This is a genomic window from Deinococcus arcticus (genome assembly GCF_003028415.1).
GTDB classification, from domain to species: Bacteria; Deinococcota; Deinococci; order Deinococcales; family Deinococcaceae; genus Deinococcus; species Deinococcus arcticus.
The window spans coordinates 196,472-216,042 of sequence record NZ_PYSV01000003.1 but is presented as its reverse complement, the minus strand read 5'-3'; the positions used below and the strand labels follow the sequence as shown (position 1 = coordinate 216,042).

Annotated in this window: 15 protein-coding genes; 4 read left to right on the top strand and 11 right to left on the bottom strand. The window is 71.2% G+C overall.

The features are described 5' to 3' along the window. Positions 1-28: 28 nt before the first annotated feature. The 8 genes from C8263_RS04650 to kdpF all read right to left on the bottom strand — a co-directional run bounded on the left by C8263_RS04650 (position 29) and on the right by kdpF (position 9,227). Entirely contained in the window at positions 29-1,630 is a 1,602-nt protein-coding gene (locus tag C8263_RS04650; protein ID WP_107136939.1) for an alpha-amylase family glycosyl hydrolase, read from the bottom strand. Positions 1,631-1,714: 84 nt separating this feature from the next. After that, a complete protein-coding gene (locus C8263_RS04645; RefSeq protein ID WP_442873426.1) occupies positions 1,715-2,848 on the bottom strand; it encodes an LCP family protein in 1,134 nt (377 codons plus the stop codon). 36 nt (positions 2,849-2,884) lie between these two features. After that, positions 2,885-3,472, bottom strand: coding sequence for a GNAT family N-acetyltransferase (locus C8263_RS04640; RefSeq protein ID WP_107136937.1), 588 nt, complete (start codon positions 3,470-3,472; stop codon positions 2,885-2,887). A 102-nt stretch (positions 3,473-3,574) separates the two neighbouring features. Next, positions 3,575-4,675, bottom strand: a complete 1,101-nt coding sequence (locus C8263_RS04635; RefSeq protein WP_107136936.1) for a histidine kinase — start codon at positions 4,673-4,675, stop codon at positions 3,575-3,577. A 20-nt stretch (positions 4,676-4,695) separates the two neighbouring features. After that, positions 4,696-5,334: a potassium-transporting ATPase subunit KdpC gene (gene kdpC / locus C8263_RS04630; RefSeq protein WP_107136935.1), complete on the bottom strand. Its 639-nt coding sequence runs from the start codon at positions 5,332-5,334 to the stop codon at positions 4,696-4,698. 89 nt (positions 5,335-5,423) lie between these two features. Next, positions 5,424-7,466 (bottom strand): potassium-transporting ATPase subunit KdpB, encoded by a 2,043-nt coding sequence (gene kdpB / locus C8263_RS04625; protein WP_107136934.1) that lies wholly within the window; start codon positions 7,464-7,466, stop codon positions 5,424-5,426. Further along, a complete protein-coding gene (gene kdpA, locus C8263_RS04620) occupies positions 7,463-9,142 on the bottom strand; it encodes a potassium-transporting ATPase subunit KdpA (RefSeq protein WP_107136933.1) in 1,680 nt (559 codons plus the stop codon). Before kdpA ends, kdpB begins: the two co-directional genes overlap by 4 nt. A 4-nt stretch (positions 9,143-9,146) precedes the next feature. Further along, on the bottom strand, positions 9,147-9,227 hold the full coding sequence (gene kdpF, locus C8263_RS19880) for a K(+)-transporting ATPase subunit F (protein ID WP_107136932.1): 81 nt from the start codon (positions 9,225-9,227) through the stop codon (positions 9,147-9,149). 117 nt (positions 9,228-9,344) lie between these two features. Here kdpF and C8263_RS04610 point away from each other — a divergent pair, with 117 nt between their 5' ends. From C8263_RS04610 to C8263_RS04600, 3 genes are read left to right on the top strand one after another with little or no spacing between them, the layout of a single operon-like run. Beyond that, positions 9,345-10,844 (top strand): sensor histidine kinase, encoded by a 1,500-nt coding sequence (locus C8263_RS04610; protein ID WP_233218643.1) that lies wholly within the window; start codon positions 9,345-9,347, stop codon positions 10,842-10,844. Further along, a complete protein-coding gene (locus tag C8263_RS04605; protein WP_107136931.1) occupies positions 10,841-11,488 on the top strand; it encodes a response regulator in 648 nt (215 codons plus the stop codon). The genes C8263_RS04610 and C8263_RS04605 overlap by 4 nt, the downstream gene beginning before the upstream one ends. Before the next feature lie 7 nt (positions 11,489-11,495). Beyond that, on the top strand, positions 11,496-12,011 hold the full coding sequence (locus C8263_RS04600; protein WP_107136930.1) for a hypothetical protein: 516 nt from the start codon (positions 11,496-11,498) through the stop codon (positions 12,009-12,011). A gap of 252 nt (positions 12,012-12,263) precedes the next feature. On the opposite strand, the gene C8263_RS04595 is transcribed toward C8263_RS04600, so the two are convergent. Together C8263_RS04595 and ppsA are read right to left on the bottom strand one after the other, a co-directional pair. Then, entirely contained in the window at positions 12,264-13,274 is a 1,011-nt protein-coding gene (locus tag C8263_RS04595; RefSeq protein ID WP_107136929.1) for an aminoglycoside phosphotransferase family protein, read from the bottom strand. Between the two features lie 71 nt (positions 13,275-13,345). Then, positions 13,346-15,727 carry a phosphoenolpyruvate synthase gene (gene ppsA / locus C8263_RS04590; RefSeq protein ID WP_107136928.1) on the bottom strand — a complete coding sequence of 794 codons (2,382 nt, stop codon included), beginning with the start codon at positions 15,725-15,727 and terminating at the stop codon, positions 13,346-13,348. A gap of 170 nt (positions 15,728-15,897) precedes the next feature. On the opposite strand from ppsA, the gene C8263_RS04585 reads away from it, so the two are divergent. Continuing rightward, positions 15,898-16,707 (top strand): pyruvate, water dikinase regulatory protein, encoded by an 810-nt coding sequence (locus C8263_RS04585; RefSeq protein ID WP_107136927.1) that lies wholly within the window; start codon positions 15,898-15,900, stop codon positions 16,705-16,707. Positions 16,708-17,137: 430 nt separating this feature from the next. Here the strand turns inward: C8263_RS04585 and C8263_RS04580 are convergent, their stop codons facing one another. Further along, a complete protein-coding gene (locus tag C8263_RS04580; RefSeq protein ID WP_107136926.1) occupies positions 17,138-19,462 on the bottom strand; it encodes an ATP-binding protein in 2,325 nt (774 codons plus the stop codon). Positions 19,463-19,571 lie beyond the last annotated feature (109 nt).

Here is a 19,571-nt window from a genome sequence, read left to right as displayed (position 1 = left end):
CACAGGCCGCCCGTGCCCATGCTGTGCCCTAGCGCAGAATGCGCGCCTCGTGGGGCCGCAGGGATGCGCCGCTGGCGGGCAGGTCGCCGCCGCTGCTCAGCAGGGTCTGGCCCACGGTCAGCTCGCCCAGGTCGTGAGAGTCGCCCGTGAAGTTCAGCAGCACCGTCAGGCGCTCGCCGCCGCCCTCACGGAAGTAGGCAAACACACCCTCCCCGGCGTCCACGCTGCGGTAGGTGCCGCCCACCAGCGCCGGGTGGTCGGTGCGCAGGCGGGTCAGGGTGCGGAAATAGTGCAGGTCGCTCTGGGGGTCGGCCTCCTGGGCAGCCACATGGCGCTGCGCGGCGGCCTCGCCCAGGGGCAGCCAGGGGGCAGTGCCCGGCGCACTGAAGCCCGCGTTCTCGCCCGCGTCCCAGGGCATGGGTGTGCGTTCGGGGTCGCGGCTGGCGCCCGGCACGTCCGGCTGCTGCAGCCCGGCCGGGTCCACCATGCGCTCCGGGGGCACCGGCACGTTCTCCATGCCAATCTCATCGCCGTAGTACACGGTGGGCGTGCCGCGCAGGGTCAGCAGCAGGGTCTGGGCCACGCGGTACTGCGCGGGCCCCAGGCGGGTCTTGAAGCGGTGCTGGTCGTGGTTGCCCAGCACCCAGTTGGGCCAGGTGCCCGCCGAGCGGCACGCCGCGTCGTAGCGGTCGGCAAAGGCGCGCACCGCCCCGGCCTCCCAGGGCATCAGAATCAGGTGAAAGTTAAAGGGCAGGTGCACCATCTGGGCGTCCGGCGTGCCCGCGTAGGGCAGCAGCTGTTCGATGGGCAGGTAGATCTCGCCCACCATCATGCGGCCTTCGAATTCGTCCAGCACGGCGCGCATCTGGCGGATGTACGCGTGGGTTTCAGGCTGGTCCTGGGTGTAGGGGTGCAGCAGGCGCCAGTGCTCGGGCTGGCCGGGCTGCCAGTCCGGGTTTTCCGGCTCGTCCAGAAAGCGCTCGTCCTCGGCCAGCAGCCAGATCACATCCACCCGGAAACCGTCCACGCCCCGGCGCATCCAGAAGCGCAGCACCTCGAACATGGCTTCGCGCACCGCCGGGTGGCGCCAGTTCAGGTCCGGCTGGCTTGGCAGAAACTGGTGCAGGTAGTACTGGCCGCTGGCTTCGTCCAGGGTCCAGGCCGGGCCGCCGAAAAAAGACTTCCAGTTGTTGGGCACGCCGCCATCCGGGGCGGGGTCGCGCCACACGTACCAGTCGCGCTTTTCGCTCTCCCGGCCCCCCAGGGCGTCCTGAAACCACGTATGGTCCGAGGACGTGTGGTTGGGCACGTAGTCCAGCATCACCTTCAGGCCCAGGCGGTGGGCCTCGGCTACCAGGGCGTCGAAGTCGGCCAGGGTGCCGAACAGCGGGTCTATGTCGCAGTAGTCGGCCACGTCATAGCCGAAGTCGCGCATGGGGCTGCGAAAGATGGGCGAGAGCCACACCGCCTGCACCCCCAGGCTGGCCACGTAGCGCAGGCGCCGGGTGATGCCGCGCAGGTCGCCCACGCCGTCGCCGCTGTCGTCCTGAAAGGAGCGGGGGTAGATCTGGTAAATAACGCCGCTCTGCCACCATTTCAGTTCGCCCGTCAGGGAGGGAATGCCGGTCATGCGGGCAGGGTAACAGGTGAGCCTGCGGAGCTGAATCGTTTCAGAAAGGGGGTGTCTAGACAGAAGGACTGGGTCCAGGAAGGCCTACTCGCCCGGGGTGTCGTTGCCCAGGCGCACCGTCACGTCGGCGCCGGGGGCGCCGGCTGCCTGGGACACAGCGCCGTGGCCCACGTCCTGCAGCACCCGCGCGGCAGCTTCACCGGTGGCGGTGGTGGTGGCCGGGCCGCGCGCCTCGTTCACGATCCAGACGTTGGTGTAGCCCAGGGCCTCCAGACGGGTTTTCAGGCGCCGGGCGCTGCCGTCCGGGGCGTCGGTGTTGACCACGGCCACGCCCAGGCTGCGGGGGTCGTTGGGATCGCGGAAATGCCTGGCGATGGTCGCCTGCAGCGCGGCGCGGTCCACCGCCCAGGTGCCGCCCGCCCCGAAGGTGCCGGGGACCGGGAAGCTCTGCAGCTTCACGCCGCCCAGCGCCGCGCCGCCCAGGGCCGCCACCTGCGCCCGGGTGAGGTTGGTTTTCATGTGGCGGTCGGTGGCCCCCACCATGGCGGGCAGCCGCCACCAGTTCAGCGGGCTTTTGACCTTCGCGGCCAGCGCCGCCAGAAACTCCTGCTGGCGGGTAATGCGGCCGATATCGCCCAGGTTGTCCTTGCGAAAGCGCAGGAAGCCCACCGCCTGTTCGCCGCTGAGGCGCTGGCGGCCCGGCTTCAGGTCGATGTGGAGGTTGCCGGCGTTGTCGTCGTACTTCATGGCCTGCTTCACGTCCACCGTCACGCCGCCTGCCGCGTCGGTCAGGGCGGGCAGGGCGTTCAGGCTCAGCAGCACATGGGCGTCCACCCGCAGGCCGGTCAGGTTCTGGACGGCGCCCACCAGCATCTCGGGCCCGCCGTGCACGTTGGCGCCGTTGATCTTGCCCCAGCCGTACCCGGGTACATTCACCCACGAATCGCGCGGAATGCCCAGCAGGTTCACGCGCCCGTCCGGCCACGCCTGCGCCAGCATTAGGGTATCGGTGCGGCCTGTGTAGTTTTCGGGCTTGGCGGGGTAGGGCCACACCGGGGCCTTGTCGTTGTAGTCCACGTCCACGCCGGCCAGCAGCACCGTCACCGGGCCCTCTGCCTTCCTGGGCAGGGTGCCGTAACGGCTGAGAAAGGGAACGGCAGGGGCCAGCAGGGCCCCCCCACCCGCCAGGGCAACCAGAGCAAACACAGCGGCGCGCACGCTGCCGAGCATAACGCCCGCGCGCCGGGGCGGGGGTCAGCCGGAAGAGGGAGAGAACGCGCAGGGGCGCACCAGATGCGTGTAGGTGCCGCCCGCCAGCTGCCGTGTGCCCGCCGGCCGGAAGCCCACGCGGGCGTACAGGCGCGCGGCCGGGTTGTCGGCCTCCACCAGCAGGCCCACCCGGGGCAACGCCAGCCCGGCGGCCCACCCGGCCGTGTGGGCCAGCAGCCGCGCGCCCAGGCCCTGCCCGCGCGCGGCGGGCACCACCGCCAGCGTGTCCAGGTACAGCTCGCCCGGGGTGCCCTCGCTCTCTATGTCGTCCGGTTGGCCCAGGGCCCGCAGGCGGGCGCGCCAGAAGCTGTCCAGGGCCGGGGCGTCGGCCCCCGGGTAGGCCACAGCCAGCCCCAGCGGCTGCCCGCTCCGTTCCAGCACCCGCGCGTGCGTGAAGCTCAGGCGGTGATCCGGCTGGGCCCAGTGGTGGGCAATGGCCTGGGCCGCCGCCCGGTCCGAGGCCACGCCCGTCAGCGCCCAGCCAATGCGGCCGATGGTGGCCTGAATCAGCGGCGCGGCGAAGGCGGCGTCCTGGGTGGTGGCCGGGCGAACGAGGGGCGCAGGCGGCGTCATGGCCCTGAGCATAGAGGGAGCGGGGAAGGGGAGCGGGGAAGGGGCCCCGCCGGGCCACGCGGCGCGGCGACGGGGGGGCGTGCTTCCGCCCGGGGGGGGCAGCTACTCCCGCGTGATCACGTACACGTCCACGTTGCGGGTGTCGCGCAGCACGGTCTTGATGATGTCGCCGCGCCACCACTCGTCCCAGCGCGAGCGGCTGCTTTCGCCCAGCACGGCCTGGGTGGCGTGCGCGGCCGTGAGGTAGCGCACCAGCGTCTGCGCCACGCCGCCCTGGGGTTCAAGCACCTCGAAATGCCCGCCCAGCGCCGTGGTGATGGCCCGGAAGGTGTCCAGCAGGCGCGACTGTTCGGGGCTGAGGCGGGGCGGGCGCACCGTGACCACATGCAGTTCCCCGCGCAGCCGCTCGGCCAGTTGCCCGCCCCGGCGAATCAGGCGCGCGCCGCTGCCTTCTGCCGCCACTGCCACCACGACCCGCTCCTGCACGCCGGGTTCGCCGGCCGGGGCGTCCATCTCCACGGCGTTGGCCACCTGCCGCAGCGCAATCTCGCGCAGGGCCATCAGGTTGGGCACGGTAAAAAAGTGCCCCAGCGCCTGCTCAATCTTCTCCGGGCCGTAAATCTTGCCCGCGCGCAGGCGGGCGCGCAGGTCGTCGGGGGGCAGGTCAATCAGCACCAGCTCGTCGGCGCTCAGCAGCACCTGATCGGGCACGCGCTCGCGCACCCGCACGCCGGTCAGGCGGGCCACCGTGTCGTTCAGCGATTCCAGGTGCTGCACGTTCACTGTAGACAGCACGTGAATGCCCGCCGTGAGCAGCGCCGCCACGTCTTCCCAGCGTTTTTCGCGGGCGCTGCCCGGGGCGTTGGTGTGCGCCAGTTCGTCCACCAGGACCAGGGCGGGGCGGCGGGCCAGCAGGCCGGCCACATCCAGCTCGCCCAGCACCACGTCGCCCCGGCGCAGTTCCAGACGTGGAAAGACCGGCAGGCCCTCGGCGGCGCGGATGGTGTCGGCGCGCCCGTGGGTCTCCAGCACGCCGATCAGGGCGTCCTCGCCGGCCAGCAGACGCTCGCGCAGTTCGTGCAGGGCGCGGGTGGTTTTGCCTACCCCGGCCGCCATGCCCACAAACACCTTGTGCCGTCCCCGCGCCGCGTCCGGGGCGGGGCGGCGCGGGGGCAGGCGCACAGGGCCGGGGGGATCGCTCACCGCTTCAGCCTGCCCCGGGCTCAGGGCGCCTGTCCAGGCTGGGCGGCGGGGGCCAGCGCGTCCAGGGCCAGATTCAGCCGCAGCACATTCACGCCGCGCTGGCCCAGGCCCAGCGGGGCACGCTCGGTGGCCTGGGTCACCAGGGCGCGCACCTGCGCCGCGTCCAGGCCGCGTGCGCGCGCCACGCGGGCCACCTGCAGGTCGGCGCCGGCGGGCGAGATGTGCGGGTCGATGCCGCTGCCGCTGGCCGTGAGCAGATCGGCGGGAATCTGCCCCGGGGTCACGCCCTCGCGCGCCGCGATGGCCTGGGCCGCCGCCTGCACCCGCTCGCGCAGCGCCGGGTTGCTGACCGCCAAGTTGCTGCCCGAGACGTTCACTGGGTCGTAGCCGGTCCCGGCGGCACTGGGGCGGCCGATAAAGTACGCCTCGCCGCGAAAGGGCTGCCCCACCAGCGCCGAGCCCACCACGCGCCCGTTTTTGGTGAGCAGCGAACCGTTCGCCTGCCGGGGAAAGAGGGTGTGCGCCGTGACGGTGGTAAGCGCCGGGTACGCCAGCCCCCCCAGCACCAGCCACAGCAGGGCGAAGCGCAGCCACGAGGAAAAGCCGGGTTGGGCCGAGAGGTCAGGGGCGGGGGAAGCGGCAGGAGGCAGGGTGGTCATGGCAAACTCCGAAGGGAAAAGAGAGCAGCGGCGAGCCGAACAGAAGAGAGCGGCGGGGAGGCGGGCGGACCCTCAGGGCACAGGGCCCCTCACATCCCCAGCGCGCCCAGCAGCAGGTCAATGAGCTTGATGCCCACAAACGGGACCACCACGCCGCCCAGGCCGTAGATCAGCAGGTTGCGCGCCAGCAGGGCGTCGGCGCTGCCGGGGGTGTAGCGCACGCCCTTCAGGGCCACCGGAATCAGGGCCGGAATCACCAGCGTGTTGAAGATGACGGCCGAGAGAATGGCGCTCTCGGGGCTGCGCAGGCCCATCACGTTCAGCGGGGCCAGCACCGGCAGCTGCGCGGCGAACAGCGCGGGCAGAATCGCAAAATACTTGGCGATGTCGTTGGCAATGGAAAAGGTGGTCAGGGCGCCCCGGGTCATCAGCAGCCCCTTGCCGATTTCCACCACCTCGATCAGTTTGGTGGGATCACTGTCCAGGTCGATCATGTTGGCCGCTTCCTTGGCCGCCTGGGTGCCGCTCTGCATGGCCAGCCCCACATCCGCCTGGGCCAGCGCGGGGGCGTCGTTGGTGCCGTCGCCCATCATCGCCACCAGCTTGCCCGCCGCCTGCTCCTCGCGGATCATCGCCAGCTTGTCCTCGGGGGTGGCCTCGGCCAGAAAGCTGTCCACGCCGGCCTCGCGGGCAATCGCCTCGGCGGTCAGGGGGTTGTCGCCGGTGATCATCACGGTTTTCAGGCCCATGCGCCGCAGCTGCTCGAAGCGTTCGCGCATGCCGGGCTTCACGATGTCGGACAGCGCCACCACGCCCAGCAGGCGGCCGTTTTCAATCACCACCAGCGGGGTGCCGCCGGCGCGCGCCACCTCGTCCACCAGCGGCGAGAGTTCGGGGGGCACGCTGGCGCCGCGTTCCTGGGCCAGCCGCGCGATCCGGTCCGATGCCCCCTTGCGGATGCTGACCGCGCCCGTGGTGGCCGGGTAATCCACGCCGCTCATGCGGGTCTGGGCGGTGAACTCGATCCACTGGGCGCCGGTGGGTTCCTCGGCCTGCACGCCCTGCTGCCGGGCCAGCGCCACGATGCTCTTGCCCTCGGGCGTGGGATCGGCCAGAGAGGCCACGGCGGCGGCGCGCGCCAGCTGTTCGGCGCTCACCCCGGGCAGCGGGGCAAAGCGGGTGGCCTGCCGGTCGCCAATGGTGATGGTGCCCGTCTTGTCCAGCAGCAGGATGTCCACGTCGCCCGCCACCTCCACGGCCTTGCCGCTCTTGGCAATCACGTTGGCCTGCAGCGCGCGGTCCATGCCCGCGACGCCGATGGCCGGCAGCAGGCCGCCGATGGTGGTGGGAATCAGGCACACCAGCAGCGCCACCAGGGTGACCACGTTCACCTCGGCCCCCACGAAGCGCGACATGGGCAGCAGGGCCGCCACCACGATCAGAAACACCAGCGTCAGGGCGGCCAGCAGGATGCTCAGGGCCAGTTCGTTGGGGGTCTTCTGGCGGCTGGCGCCCTCGACCAGCGCGATCATGCGGTCCAGAAAACTCTCGCCGGGCTGGCTGGTCACCTGCACCACGATGCGGTCGGACAGCACCCGGGTGCCGCCGGTCACGCCACTGTGGTCGGTGCCGGCCTCGCGGATCACCGGGGCGCTCTCGCCGGTAATGGCGCTCTCATCCACGCTGGCCAGACCCTCAACCACCTCGCCGTCGGCGGGAATCATCTCGCCGGCCTTGACCACCACCACGTCGCCCCGGGCCAGCCGGGTGCTGGGCACCACCTCTTCCTGGCCGTTCACCACGCGCCGCGCGGGGGTGTCCTCGCGCGCCGCGCGCAGGCCATTGGCCTGCGCCTTGCCGCGCGCCTCGGCCAGCCCCTCGGCAAAGTTGGCGAAAATCACCGTGAACAGCAGCAGCAGCGTGATCACCGCCTCGTAGGCCCAGGGGCGCCCGGCGACCAGGTTCTGCACGGTCAGGAAGAGGGTCACCACCGCGCCCACCAGCACCACGAACATCACCGGGTTCCTGGCCATGGGGCGGGGGTCCAGTTTCAGCACGGCGGCCTTCAGTGCGGCGCGCAGCAGCTCCGGGGCAAACACGGAATTCTTCTTGGGGTGCGGCGCAGCGGTCATTTCGTCACGTCCTGGGTGGCCTGCACGCTCAGGTGTTCGGCCACCGGGCCCAGCACCAGCGCGGGGGCAAAGTTCAGCAGTTGCAGCAGCACCATCACGCTCAGCAGCATCCCGGCAAACACCGGGGTGTCCACGCGCAGGGTGCCGCTGGTTTCGGGGGCGGCCTTTTTGGTGGCCAGCAGTCCGGCGATCGCCAGCGGCCCCACGATGGGCAGGAAGCGGGCCAGCAGCAGCGCGGCGGCGCAGGTCAGGTTCCACCAGGGCGTGTTGTCGCCCAGACCCTCGAAACCGCTGCCGTTGTTGGCAAAGGCAGAGTTGTACTCGTAGAGCACCTGCGACAGCCCGTGAAAGCCGGGGTTGGAGTTGGCGGTCACGGCCGGATTCGCCAGCGCGGCGGCCGTGAGGCCCAGCACCAGCAGCGGTTGCAGCAGCAGAATCAATGAGGCGATCTTGATCTCGCGGGCCTCAATCTTGCGGCCGAACAGTTCCGGGGTGCGGCCCACCATCAGCCCGGCCACGAACACGGTGATCAGCACAAACACCAGCATGTTGATCAGCCCCACGCCAATGCCGCCGTACACGTCGTTCAGGAACATGCCCAGCTGCGGCACCAGCCCGCCCAGCGGCGTGAACGAATCCAGCATGGCGTTCACCGAGCCGCTGCTGGTCTGGGTGGTGATGGCGCCCCACAGCGCCGAAACGTCGGCGCCGAAGCGCACCTCCTTGCCTTCCAGGTTGGGCCCGGCGGCGGCCAGCCCGCCCAGCGCCGCGTTCGGGGCGCGCTCGGCCAGCACGGCGGCCAGCGTCAGCCCCGCCGAGAGCAGGCTCATGACGCCCATGATCACCACGCCAAAGCGGGGGCGGCGCAGAAAGCGCCCGGCGGCCACCACCAGCGCCACGGGAAACAGGAGAATGCTGATCATCTGCAGCAGGTTCGACAGGGGCGTGGGGTTTTCCAGCGGCGTGGCCGAGTTGGGGCCGTACCAGCCCCCGCCGTTGGTGCCCAGTTGCTTGATGGCCACCATGCTGGCCACCAGGCCCACCGGAATGGTCTGGGTGGTCACGGCCTGCCCCTCCACCGTCTGCGCTTCAATCAGCGTGGCGGTTGTTGCGCCGCCAAAGGTGCTGGGTACGCCCTGCCACGTCAGCAGCAGCGCCAGCACGACCGAGGCCGGCACCAGAAAGCCCAGGGCGCGCGTGACATCCAGGTAGTAGTTGCCCATGTTGGTCTGCCCGCGCAGGCCGCGCAGAATGGCGAACAGGGCGGCCATGCCCACGGCCGGGGTGAACAGCTGCAGCGCCGTGATGCCCAGCAGCTGCGACAGGTACGACAGGCCGTTCTGCCCGCTGTAGTGCTGCTGGTTGGTGTTGGTGATGAACGAGGCCATGGTGTGCACCGCCGTGTCCCAGCGCAGGCCGCCAATGGCGTCGGGGTTCAGCGGCAGTCCGCCTTGCAGCAGGTAGGTGGCCAGCGCCGCCAGGCCCACGAGCAGGTTGGTGCCCAGCAGCGCCGCCGCGTAGCCTGTCCAGCTCATGCCGCGCGCGGCGTCCACTCCGCACAGGCGCAGCAGCCCCGCACTCAGGCGCGAGGCCGGGCCGTCGTACACGCGGGCGATCAGCAGGCCCAGGGGAAGGGCCAGGCCAATGGCCAGGGCGTAGGTCAGAAAGATATCCATGGCCTCAGAACCTCTCGGCGCGCACCAGGGCGTAGAGCAGGTAGGCCCCCAGGGCCAGCACCAGAATCAGCAGAAAAGCGTCCATACCCGCCAGGGTGCGCCGCCCCCCGGGCCCCGGGGTAGCGCCGCCTGGCCGGGGGGATGGCCATCTGGCCAGCCCCTGGGGGGGACGCAGCGGGTAGGCTGGGCAAGCTTCTTTCCTATGCCCCAGACCCCCCCCACCCCTGAAGTCCCTTCCGCGCCCCGCTGGGGTGAGCGGTCCTGGCTGAGCCTGAGCCTGACCGCGCTGATTACCGTGGCCGACATGCTGACGCCCTCGGGGCTGGTGGTGGGCACGCTGCTGAGTGCGCCCGTGGCGCTCTCGGCGCTGGGGGGCACGCGGCGCACCACCCTGCAGCTGCTGGGGGTGGCCATGGCGGGCAACCTGCTGGCCATGGTGGTCAACGCCCTGCGCGACGGCCTGACCCCCAACGATCTGGGCAACCGCGCCGTGAGCATGCTGGCGGCCCTGCTGGTGGGCGGCCTGACCCTGCGCGCCCGTGAAGCCTCGCTGCGCGCGGCGCGGCTGGAGGAAGAAAGCCGCCGCCTGGCGCGCGAGCGGGCCCTGCGGGTGCTGGTGGAGACGGTGAGCGGGCCCTACGGACAGGCCGAATTCGTGGCGCGCGCGGCCCAGGCCCTGCGCGAGCTGACCGGCGCGGCCAGCGTGGAAATTGGCCGGGTGGACCGCGCGGTGCTGCGCGCGCCCCACGCTCTGGCTCCGGCCGGCGGCCCGGGGCGGCTGGGCACGCGGCTGCCGCTGGACGTGCTGGCCCGGCCGCCCGGCAGCACCCAGGTGTGGGCGGTCAACGGCGGCGACACCCTGCTCTCGCGCCTGACCCGCCCCCATGAACAGGACCTGCTGCTGATCGTGACCGGGGCCGCCGCCCCCCCCGACGTGCTGGCCGAGGCGGTGCAGACCCTGCAGCCGCTGCTGGACCGCACCGCGCTGCTCGACGACCTGCAGGAGCGGCAGGCGCAGCTGCAGGCCCGGGGCGAGGTGCTGCAGGATCTGGTGTACGCCTTTTCGCACGACCTGCGCACGCCCCTGATGGCCAACGCCGTGAACATGCGCGCAGCGTTGAGGGGTGCCTACGGCCCGCTGCCCGAGGCGTACCGCGCCACCCTGCACAACGGCCTGGACGCCAACGGCGCGCTGCTGGCCCTGGCCGATCAGCTGCTGCTGGTGGCCAAGTACGAGAGCGGCGACGCCCAGGACGAGGCGCGCAGCGTGGCCCTGCGCGACGTGGTGCTGGGGGTGGTGACCCAGGTGGAGCCCCGGGCGCAGGCGCGCGGCGTTACGCTGGAGCCGGTGCTGGAGGGTGTGCGGGTGCGCGGGCAGGCCCACGACCTGCGCCGCGCCGTGCAGAATCTGCTGGACAACGCCGCGCGTTTTGCGCCGCCGGGCAGCACCGTGCAGATCAGGCTGCGCCGAGACGGGGACGAGGCGGCCCTGAGCGTGCTTGATGGTGGCCCCGGGGTGCCGCCGGGGCGCGAGGCCACGCTGTTTCAGCGCTTCCGGGCGGGCGGGGCCGGGGGCGGCACGGGCCTGGGCCTGTACCTCACCCGCCGCATTGCCGAGGCCCACGGCGGGCGCGTGACCTACACCCGCACCGCCCGCGCCCAGAGCGTCTTTACCCTGACCCTGCCCCTGGAGGACCTGTGAGCCCTGCCCCCATCCGCGTGCTGCTGGTCGAGGACCACGCCTTTACCCGCGACGGCCTGCGCGCGGCGATCAACCTGGAAGCCGATCTGCGCGTGGTGGCCGAGGCGCGCAGCGGCGAAGAGGGCCTGGAGGTGCTCGCGCGCACCCAGGCCGGGCCGCAGCCGGTGGATGTGGCGGTGCTGGACATTGGCCTGCCGGGCATGGACGGCATCCGGGCCGCCGCCGAGATCGCCGCGCGCTGGCCCGGGGTGCGCACCGTGATGCTCACCGCCCACGACCTGCGCGGCGAGGTGCTGGCGGCCCTGGCCTCCGGGGCGCACGCCTACTGCCTGAAAAGCGCCGACCCCGAACTGCTGCTGCTGGCCATCCGCGCGGCGGCGGCCGGCAGCGCCTACCTGGACCCGCAGGTGGCCCATCACGTGCTGGGCGGCATTCGCGCCCCCAACGCCGCCTCGCCCCTGAGTGCGCGCGAAACCGAGGTGCTGCGCCTGATTGCCGATGGCCTGGGCAACCGCGAGATTGCCCAGACCCTGGGCATCAGCGTGAGCACCGTCAAGCTGCATGTGCAGGAACTGCTGGTGAAACTGCGCGCCGCCGACCGCACCCAGGCGGCCGTACAGGCGCTGCGCCAGGGGTTACTGTAGGGGCAGCATGCCGCCTCGCCTGCTCCTCTGCGCCCTTCTGCTGACCTCGTGCCAGCTCACGAATCCCCATTCCGACATCCTGCCCTATATCGTGGAGATGACCACGGCGGTGGGCGCTCCGGCTTCTGTCGGAACATCCGTGAACGCTGCCGTCGGCGCCGACGTTCTGATGGATTCCGGTGCCAACTTCACGTCTCTTTCGTACGACCTGGAGTTGGGCGTCTGCGTCTTTGAGGGGGCGGTGGCATACAGCGACGCTGTGGCCAGAGCGTGTCTGGCCCAACAGGCCCTGCCCACCACGGTCGCTCTGTCGCCGGGTGCAGCCCGATCAACATTCTGGTCAGACAAGAACAACAGGGGCGAAAGCAAGTCCTTCTCCTTCAGCACCAATCTGGTGTTTGCCAGGCCGGGCACCTATACCGTGTTGGGCTTTGGAAAATCCTGGTACGGCAGCCGCGAACAGGCGCTCGGCCCAGCCATCACGGTGGTGGACCGGACCCCCAGGGTGATCACCGTCAATTGAATGTGTCCACCTCGCAGTACGTCGGGCCCTTTGCCTGCAGCGATGCGGCGGAGAGTCGTGCTCGTTACCAGACTGACCGAGAGAGGCATGAGGCGCAGGCGGCCAGCTTGACGGGCAGGGCGTAGCGGACCACTGATCGGGGATTAGCCCAGTTGACCTCTTGACCCGCTCCCCTCGTGGGACTTGAAGAGCTGCGCCGCAGCGAGGGGTGAGGGGGTCAGCTTCCCAGAGCCGCGCCGCCTATGGTCTGCCTCACCCCTCCAGCGCGGCCACGTCCGCCTCGGCACTCAGCAGGGCGGGCAGCATGAAGCGCTCGATGAGGGCCAGCGAATGCGCCTCGGTCTGGGGGGTGGGGGCTTCGTGCAGCAGCCAGCGCACGTCCTCGGCCAGATCTTCCAGGGCGCGGCGGCGCACATAGAAGGCCAGCCGTTCGGGGTCTGGGGTAAAGGGGCGGCCCAGGCCCCGGGCGTAGGCCGGCAGCAGCGCCGGCAGCTGGCGCCCCAGCAGCCACAGGTCATGCTCGGGCGGGGCCAGCCGCGCCGTTTCCCAGTCAATCAGCCACAGCTCACCGTTCCGGCCGCGCATCACGTTGCCGCTGTGGGCGTCGGTGTGGCAGACCACGAACGGGGGCGCACTGGCCTGGGCGCGCGCCGCGCCCTCGCGGGCCCGGGTCAGCAGCGACCGGATCAGAGGCGCGTGGGGCAACAGCAGCCCAGCCAGCCGGACCAGGGCGGGGCGCGCGTGCGCGGGCAGGCGGGCCAGCGTGTCCAGCGCCCCGGTCAGCCGCTCGTCGAAGGGCAGGGCAAAGTCCTCCGGGGGCACGGGCAGGGCGGGAAGCGCGCGCGTCAGCTCGCCGGCCATCCGGTGAAGCTGGCCCAGCCGCTCTGCCAGTTCGGGCAGCGCGTTCGCCCAGCCCTCGCCCAGGGGCTCGCCGTCAATCCACGCAGAGGCGAATACGGTCAAGCCCCCCAGCGGAGCGGCCCAGCCCCCGGTGCGGGTGGGAATGGGCCGGGGAACATGGGGCAGCCCCGCTGCCCGCAGGGCGCCCAGCAGCGGCGCCTCGGCCAGGGCCCGCGCGGTGGCCCGCACCCCGTACGGCGAATCGGGCTGCACCTTCAGGAACAGGGGCCCATCCGGTCCCTGGGCGCGGTAGGCGTGCGAGGTGCCCTGCGGCAGGAACGTCACCGTGTCGGCGGCCCACCCGAAGTGGGCGCGCACCACAGCCAGCAGCGCGGCAGGGTCCAACCCGGGGTCGGCGCTCATGGGGGCAGTGTAGGCAAACGGGGCAGGGGCGGGCGCCCGTGAAGGCCCCGCCCCTGCCCACCGGCGCTGTTTCAGCCTGCGACGGTCGCCCGCGCTTCGGCGCCCTCGCCGGCCAGGTGCAGCCACGTCCCCAGCACCGAGTCGGGGTTCAGGCTCACGGAATCAATGCCCTGCTCCATCAGCCACTGGGCCAGCGCGGGGTGGTCGCTGGGGCCCTGGCCGCAGATGCCCACGTATTTGCCCGCGCGCTTGGCGGCGGCAATGGCCAGCGCCATCAGCGCCAGCACCGCCTCGTTCTGCTCGTCAAACAGGTCGGCCACCAGCCCCGAGTCGCGGTCCAGGGCCAGGGTCAGCTGCGTCAGGTCGTTGCTGCCAATCGAGAAGCCGTCGAAGTATTCCAGAAACTGGTCGGCCAGGATGGCGTTGCTGGGAATCTCGCACATCATGATGAGTTTCAAGCCGTTCTCGCCGCGCTTCAGGCCGTTTCGGCCCAGAATCTCGATGATCTGCCGGGCCTCGTCCACGGTGCGCACGAAGGGAATCATCACCTGCACGTTGGTCAGGCCCATCTCGTCGCGCACCGACTTGATGGCCTCGCATTCCAGCGCAAAGGCCGCTGCAAAGTCGGCGCTGCGGTAGCGGCTGGCCCCCCGGAAACCGATCATGGGGTTTTCCTCGGTGGGCTCGTAGGCGGCCCCGCCGATCAGGTGCGCGTATTCGTTGCTCTTGAAATCCGAGAGGCGCACGATCACCGGCTTGGGGGCAAAGGCGGCGGCAATCGAGGACACGCCCTCGGCCAGCTTCTCGCGGAAAAAGTCGCGCGGGCTGGCGTATCCGGCCGTCTTCTCGTCAATCTGGGCCTTCACGTCCCCGGGCACCTCCGGGTAATCCAGCAGCGCCCGGGGGTGAATGCCAATCACGTTCGAGCAGATGAACTCCACGCGCGCCAGCCCCACGCCCTCGTGCGGCAGCGCGGCGAACGAGAACGCGCGGTCGGGCGAGGCCACGTTCATCATGATCTTCAGGCCCACGTCCGGCATGTTGCCCAGTTCCACGCGGTTGACCCGGTAGGCCAGCTGGCCCCCGTAAACAAAGCCGGTGTCGCCCTCGGCGCAGGAGACGGTCACGGCCTGGCCGCTGGCCAGTTCCCGGGTGGCGTTGCCGGTGCCCACCACGGCCGGAATGCCCAGTTCACGGGCAATGATGGCCGCGTGGCAGGTGCGCCCGCCCCGGTTGGTCACGATGGCGCTGGCCCGCTTCATCACCGGTTCCCAGTCGGGGTCGGTCATGTCGGCCACCAGCACGTCGCCGTCCCGGACCTGATCCATCTGCGAGACGTCCCGGACCACGCGCACGACCCCGGCCCCGATGCGGTTGCCCACCGCGCGGCCTTCGACCAGTACCGGCCCCTTGCCGGTCAGTTCAAAGCGTTCCAGCACGCCCCCGGTGCGGCTCTGCACGGTCTCGGGGCGGGCCTGCAGAATATAGATCTGGCCGTCTCGCCCGTCCTTGCCCCATTCAATGTCCATGGGGCGGCCGTAGTGCTCTTCAATGGTCACGCACTGCCGGGCCAGTTCGGTCAGGTCCGCGTCCGAAAGGCTGAACGCGCGCTGCTGTTCACCGGGCACCTCCACAGTCTGCACGCCGCCCCCTTCCGCGTAGATCATCTTCCTGGCCTTGCTGCCCAGGGTGCGGCGCAGAATCGCCTTGTGGCCGGCTTTCAGCGCGGGCTTGTACACGAAGAATTCATCGGGGTTCACGGCGCCCTGCACCACCATTTCACCCAGGCCGTAGGCGCTGGTGACCAGCACGGCGTCCCTGTATCCGCTTTCGGTGTCCAGGGTAAAGGCCACGCCGCTGGCGCCCAGGTCGGTGCGGACCATGCGCTGTACGCCCGCCGACAGGGCCACGTCGCTGTGGGCAAAGCCGTGGTGCACGCGGTAGGAAATCGCGCGGTCGTTGTACAGGCTGGCAAACACCAGCCGGACATGGTGCAGCACGCTGTCAATGCCGCGCACATTCAGAAAGGTTTCCTGCTGGCCGGCAAAGCTGGCTTCGGGCAGGTCCTCGGCGGTGGCGCTGGAGCGCACGGCCACGTCCGGCTCGGTGCCGCCCGATTCGGCCGTCAGCCCGGCGTAGGCGGCGCGAATCGCCTCTTCCAGTGCGGCGGGCAGGGCGGCGGCCTCCACCTGCGCGCGGATCTCGCGGCCCGCCTGGGCCAGGGCCACCACGTCGTTCACGTCCAGGCTGTGCAGCCGGGCGTTGATGCTCTGCTCAATCTGGTTGTCCTGCAAGAACAGCCGGAAGGCGTCGGCGGTGGTGGCAAAGCCCCCGGGCACGCGCACCCCGGCCTCCGCAAGGCCCTGGATCAGCTCGCCGAGCGACGCGTTCTTGCCGCCGACAAGCTCCACGTCGGTCATCCTTAGTGTCTGGAACGGGCGAATCATATCCATAGGTTTTCTCCGTTGCGTTGCGGGTTTTCCTGAGTGGAAGCGGGTGGGTTTGTGTGCCGTGCCCTCAGCTTACCCGACCCTGCTGCCCCGCCCTGCCACCCGGGGGGTGACAATGTCCCCGCACGCCAGACGCCCCCCCTCTTCCGGGCGCGCCGTGTCAGGCTGGGCCCATGCCCGAGCCGCGCACTGTGCTGATTGTCAGCGACCACACCGGTCTGACCGCCGAGAACATTGCCCGCGCCCTGCTGGCGCACTTTCCGGGCCAGCCGCTGGTGTACCGGCGCCGCCCCTTCACGGCCGACGTGCCGGCCGCGCAGGCCGTCACGCGCGAGGTGGCGCTGCTGGCCGCGCGCGGCGAGCGCCCGCTGATCTTTACCACCGTCACCCGCGCCGACGTGCTGGCCGAGCTGCAGGCGTGCCCGGCCGAGGTCTTTGACCTGCTGGGGCCCGGACTGGGGGTGCTGGAACGCGAATTCGGCATTCCCGCCGTGCGCGAGGTGGGCCGCCACCACGACATGCACGACAGCGAGGCGTACCTGTCGCGCATGGACGCCCTGGATTTCGCCCTGGCCACCGATGACGGCGTGGGCGACAAGCAGTACGGCCTGTCCGACGTGATTCTGGTGGGCGTGTCCCGGGCGGGCAAGACGCCCACCAGCCTCTTTCTGGCGCTGCAACACGGCATTCGCGCCAGCAACTATCCCCTGGCCGAGGACGACTTCGAGCGCACCGGCCTGCCGCTGCCCCTGGAACCCTGGCGCGCCAAGCTGCACGGCCTGACCATTGACCCCCGGCGCCTGCACGCCATTCGCACCCAGCGCAAGGCGGGCAGCCGCTACGCCAGCCTGGAACAGTGCGAGCACGAGGTTCGCCGCGCCGAGCGCCTGTTTCAGCGGGTGGGCATTCCGGTGCGCGACACCACCACCGCCAGCGTCGAAGAGATCGCCGCCGGCATCCTGCAAACGCTGCGCCAGGGGTAGAGGGGCGCGGCAGCGGCCCACACAGCAGAAGCCAGAAGCGCGGTGAGACGCTTCTGGCCAGGCGGCGGAGCGGGAAGGGTGCAAGACGGTGCAGGGAAAGACGCTGGGGAAGGCGGATGCTCGCGCCGCGTGAGAGGAGGGGTCAGGGGCAGAGCGGCAGCCGCTAGCGCGGCGCAGGAGAAGAGGCGGGGCTGCCCCCCGTGATGCAACACGGGGCGTTCAACGTGGCACTGGCGGGCGCTGCCGAAACGAGCAGCAGCGACACGACCATGAGGGTTCGAGTCAGCAGAGTCTTCATGTCAGCAACCTCCGAAAGCGCAGATGAACTGCGTGCAGTCTGCCGCAGGCCCGGTTAACCTGGGGACAACCCGGCACCCTGGACCCAGCCCCCGGGGGCCACGCGGCCCTTACGTGGCCCAGAGTCCCCTGCTCAGTTCACCTCGGCGGGCCACAGCCCCAGTTCCTGCTGGAGTGCCAGCGCCTGCTGGGTGCGGACGTGCTGGGCCAGATGCGGCGCCCCCGCCCGTTCGTAGGCCTGCGCCGCCGCGTCCCAGGCCAATTCAAACAGGGGGTTGAGTGTGGCCGCTTGCAGATAGGCGCGCGCCGCTGCCAACGGATTCCCATCTTCCAGGCTGCGGCCCAGGGCCATGGCCAGCGCCTGGGCCTGGGCATCCAGCTCTGAGCGCATCTGGGCGGCCCAGTCGGTGTCCACCTCGGGCAGAAAGGGGCCGGCGTAGCGCTGCAGCAGCTCGCGCAGCTGCCCGGCGTCCTGCGCGGGGGCGCCGCGCAGGGCCAGGGCGTCGCTTTGCAGTGCAAACCGTTCAGACAGGTGGTACAGCCCGCCCAGGTGCGCCACCGGCTCGGCGGTGGCCGGCACGAAGGGCCGCAGGGCCTGGCGCAGCGCGTGCAGCGCCTGCTTGAAATACGAGCCCAGTTCGGGCCGCGCCTCGCCGTTCCACAGGGCAGTGATCAGGGTTTCGCGGCTGGCCGGGCCGTGCAGCAGCAGGTAGGCCAGCAGTTCGCGCGCCTTGCTCAGGCGAATATGCACCGGCTGGCCGTTCACGCTGGCCGCAAAGCCCCCCAGGGTACGCACGCTCAGCAGAGGCCGCAGACGCTGCGCGAGGCGCTGCACCGGGCGTCCCCCGATGCCGCGCTCGGCGCAGGCGGCGTACAGGGGGGCCAGCCGCCCGGCGTCCACGGCCAGCGCCAGTTCGCCGCCCACATGGTTCAGGGCGCGCCGCAGCTCGGCGCTGGCCGCTTCCAGCGCCTCGCCAGCGGCCCAGCGCTCGAAGGCCAAAAAGGCGTAGGAGCGCAGGCGAAAGCCGTCCAGTAGGGCCACGCCGCCCGTCACCTGCTCAAACGCGGCGCGCGCCGCTCCCCGCTGCCCCGCCTCAAAGGCCAGCAAGCCGGTGTAAAACGCCTTGACCACATGATCAAAGTCCTGGGCCGGCTGCAGCGCCTCAATGCGGCGCTCGAAGTCCGGCCGGCCCAGGCGGCCCAGGCGCCACAGGCACTCGGCGGCAAAGGCGCGCGCCGGCACGTCCAGGCGGTCACCCGCATGGCGCCCCTGCGCCGCGTGCACCTGGTCCAGATGCGCCAGGGCCGGCCCGAATTCCTCACTCAGCAGGTGCAACTCGGCGCAGATCAGGTGGGCCACGCCCGCGCGCGGGTCGTCCAGGCGGGCCGTCATGTCCAGCACTTCGCCAATCATGGCAAAGCTCTCGTCGGCGCGGCCCTGGAAATACAGGCGGTAGGCCAGATCCAGCCGCAGCGACAGGCCCTCGCCGCCCAGGCCCAGCAGGTCGAACAGGCGCAGGGCCTCGCGCCCGTAGCGGTCCTGACCGGCAAAGTCGTCCAGCGCGGCGCAGACCCCCTGGGCGAAATACAGGGCCCGCGCCCGCGACCGCAGTTCCGAGGCCGGAAGGTCGCGCAGCACCGCGTCCATGATGGGCTGGGCTTCGGGGGCGCGGCCCAGTTCCACCAGGGCGCGTGCCTGTGAGCAGCGCAGCCACCACCCTGTGAAGTCGTCGGGCGCCGCCTGCAGGCCGCGCCCGGCGTGCAGCAGCCGGGCCTGCGGATCGCGGCGGCTGCCGGCCAGCAGGCTCAGGCCCAGGTGAATGCGGGCGTCGGGCGCTTCTCCCCCCAGCGCGGTCAGCAGCAGCAGCTCGGCCTCGTCGGTCTGTCCGGTGTCCAGCAGCGCCAGGGCCAGCTGCCCCTGCTGGCGGGCCCCCAGCCGGGGGCCGCGCAGGCGCCGGATCACCTCACTGAACAGGCCCTGGCGTTCCAGCGCGTCCACACTGGTGGGCGCCGCGCGCGGGGCCAGTTGCACCCGCACATACCACTCGCCCGACCGGGCGCGCGTGATCCGGCCCCCGCGCACCACGCCTGTATTGAGCAGGTGACGCTGGTAGTTGCCCAGCCGCGCGTCCAGGGTCAGGCGGCCACGCAGCGTCCACACGCTCACCTGGGCCGCCGCCGTATGAACGCGCACGCTGCGGGCGTCCAGCCAGAAACTGTCGGTTTTCAGGCCGCCACGCGCCCAGTGCCGCGCCCGCTCCACCTCGTCGGCCACCGCGCGCCGGGTGCAGTGCGGCAGGGCCTCGCCCAGGTCCAGGCTGCGGCCCAGCGTCCCGGCCCGCTCGCCCGGGCGGCCCCGGGCCAGCACCAGCAGCGCGTTGGCATACTCGCGCGTCCGCACCCGGGTGTCTTCCAGGGCGGCCTCGGCGGCGGGGTCGGTGATCAGGGTCAGGCGCATGGGGGGAAGGGGGGGCAATTCAAAGGGGGGCTTGAACGGGCCTCCATTCCCTCTTTAGCAGACCGGGGCGCCGCAGAATGTGCCGCCGCCCGCCGGGGGGCCGGCGCGG

Excerpts from the sequence above, each read along its gene's own strand:
- C8263_RS04595 (WP_107136929.1), bottom strand. The coding sequence starts at position 13,274 with ATGAGCGCCGACCCCGGGTTGGACCCTGCCGCGCTGCTGGCTGTGGTG.
- kdpB (WP_107136934.1), bottom strand. The coding sequence starts at position 7,466 with ATGACCGCTGCGCCGCACCCCAAGAAGAATTCCGTGTTTGCCCCGGAG.
- C8263_RS04640 (WP_107136937.1), bottom strand. The coding sequence starts at position 3,472 with ATGACGCCGCCTGCGCCCCTCGTTCGCCCGGCCACCACCCAGGACGCC.
- C8263_RS04650 (WP_107136939.1), bottom strand. The coding sequence starts at position 1,630 with ATGACCGGCATTCCCTCCCTGACGGGCGAACTGAAATGGTGGCAGAGC.
- C8263_RS04610 (WP_233218643.1), top strand. The coding sequence starts at position 9,345 with ATGCCCCAGACCCCCCCCACCCCTGAAGTCCCTTCCGCGCCCCGCTGG.
- C8263_RS04600 (WP_107136930.1), top strand. The coding sequence starts at position 11,496 with ATGCCGCCTCGCCTGCTCCTCTGCGCCCTTCTGCTGACCTCGTGCCAG.
- kdpA (WP_107136933.1), bottom strand. The coding sequence starts at position 9,142 with ATGGATATCTTTCTGACCTACGCCCTGGCCATTGGCCTGGCCCTTCCC.
- kdpC (WP_107136935.1), bottom strand. The coding sequence starts at position 5,334 with ATGACCACCCTGCCTCCTGCCGCTTCCCCCGCCCCTGACCTCTCGGCC.
- C8263_RS04580 (WP_107136926.1), bottom strand. The coding sequence starts at position 19,462 with ATGCGCCTGACCCTGATCACCGACCCCGCCGCCGAGGCCGCCCTGGAA.
- kdpF (WP_107136932.1), bottom strand. The coding sequence starts at position 9,227 with ATGGACGCTTTTCTGCTGATTCTGGTGCTGGCCCTGGGGGCCTACCTG.
- C8263_RS04585 (WP_107136927.1), top strand. The coding sequence starts at position 15,898 with ATGCCCGAGCCGCGCACTGTGCTGATTGTCAGCGACCACACCGGTCTG.
- ppsA (WP_107136928.1), bottom strand. The coding sequence starts at position 15,727 with ATGGATATGATTCGCCCGTTCCAGACACTAAGGATGACCGACGTGGAG.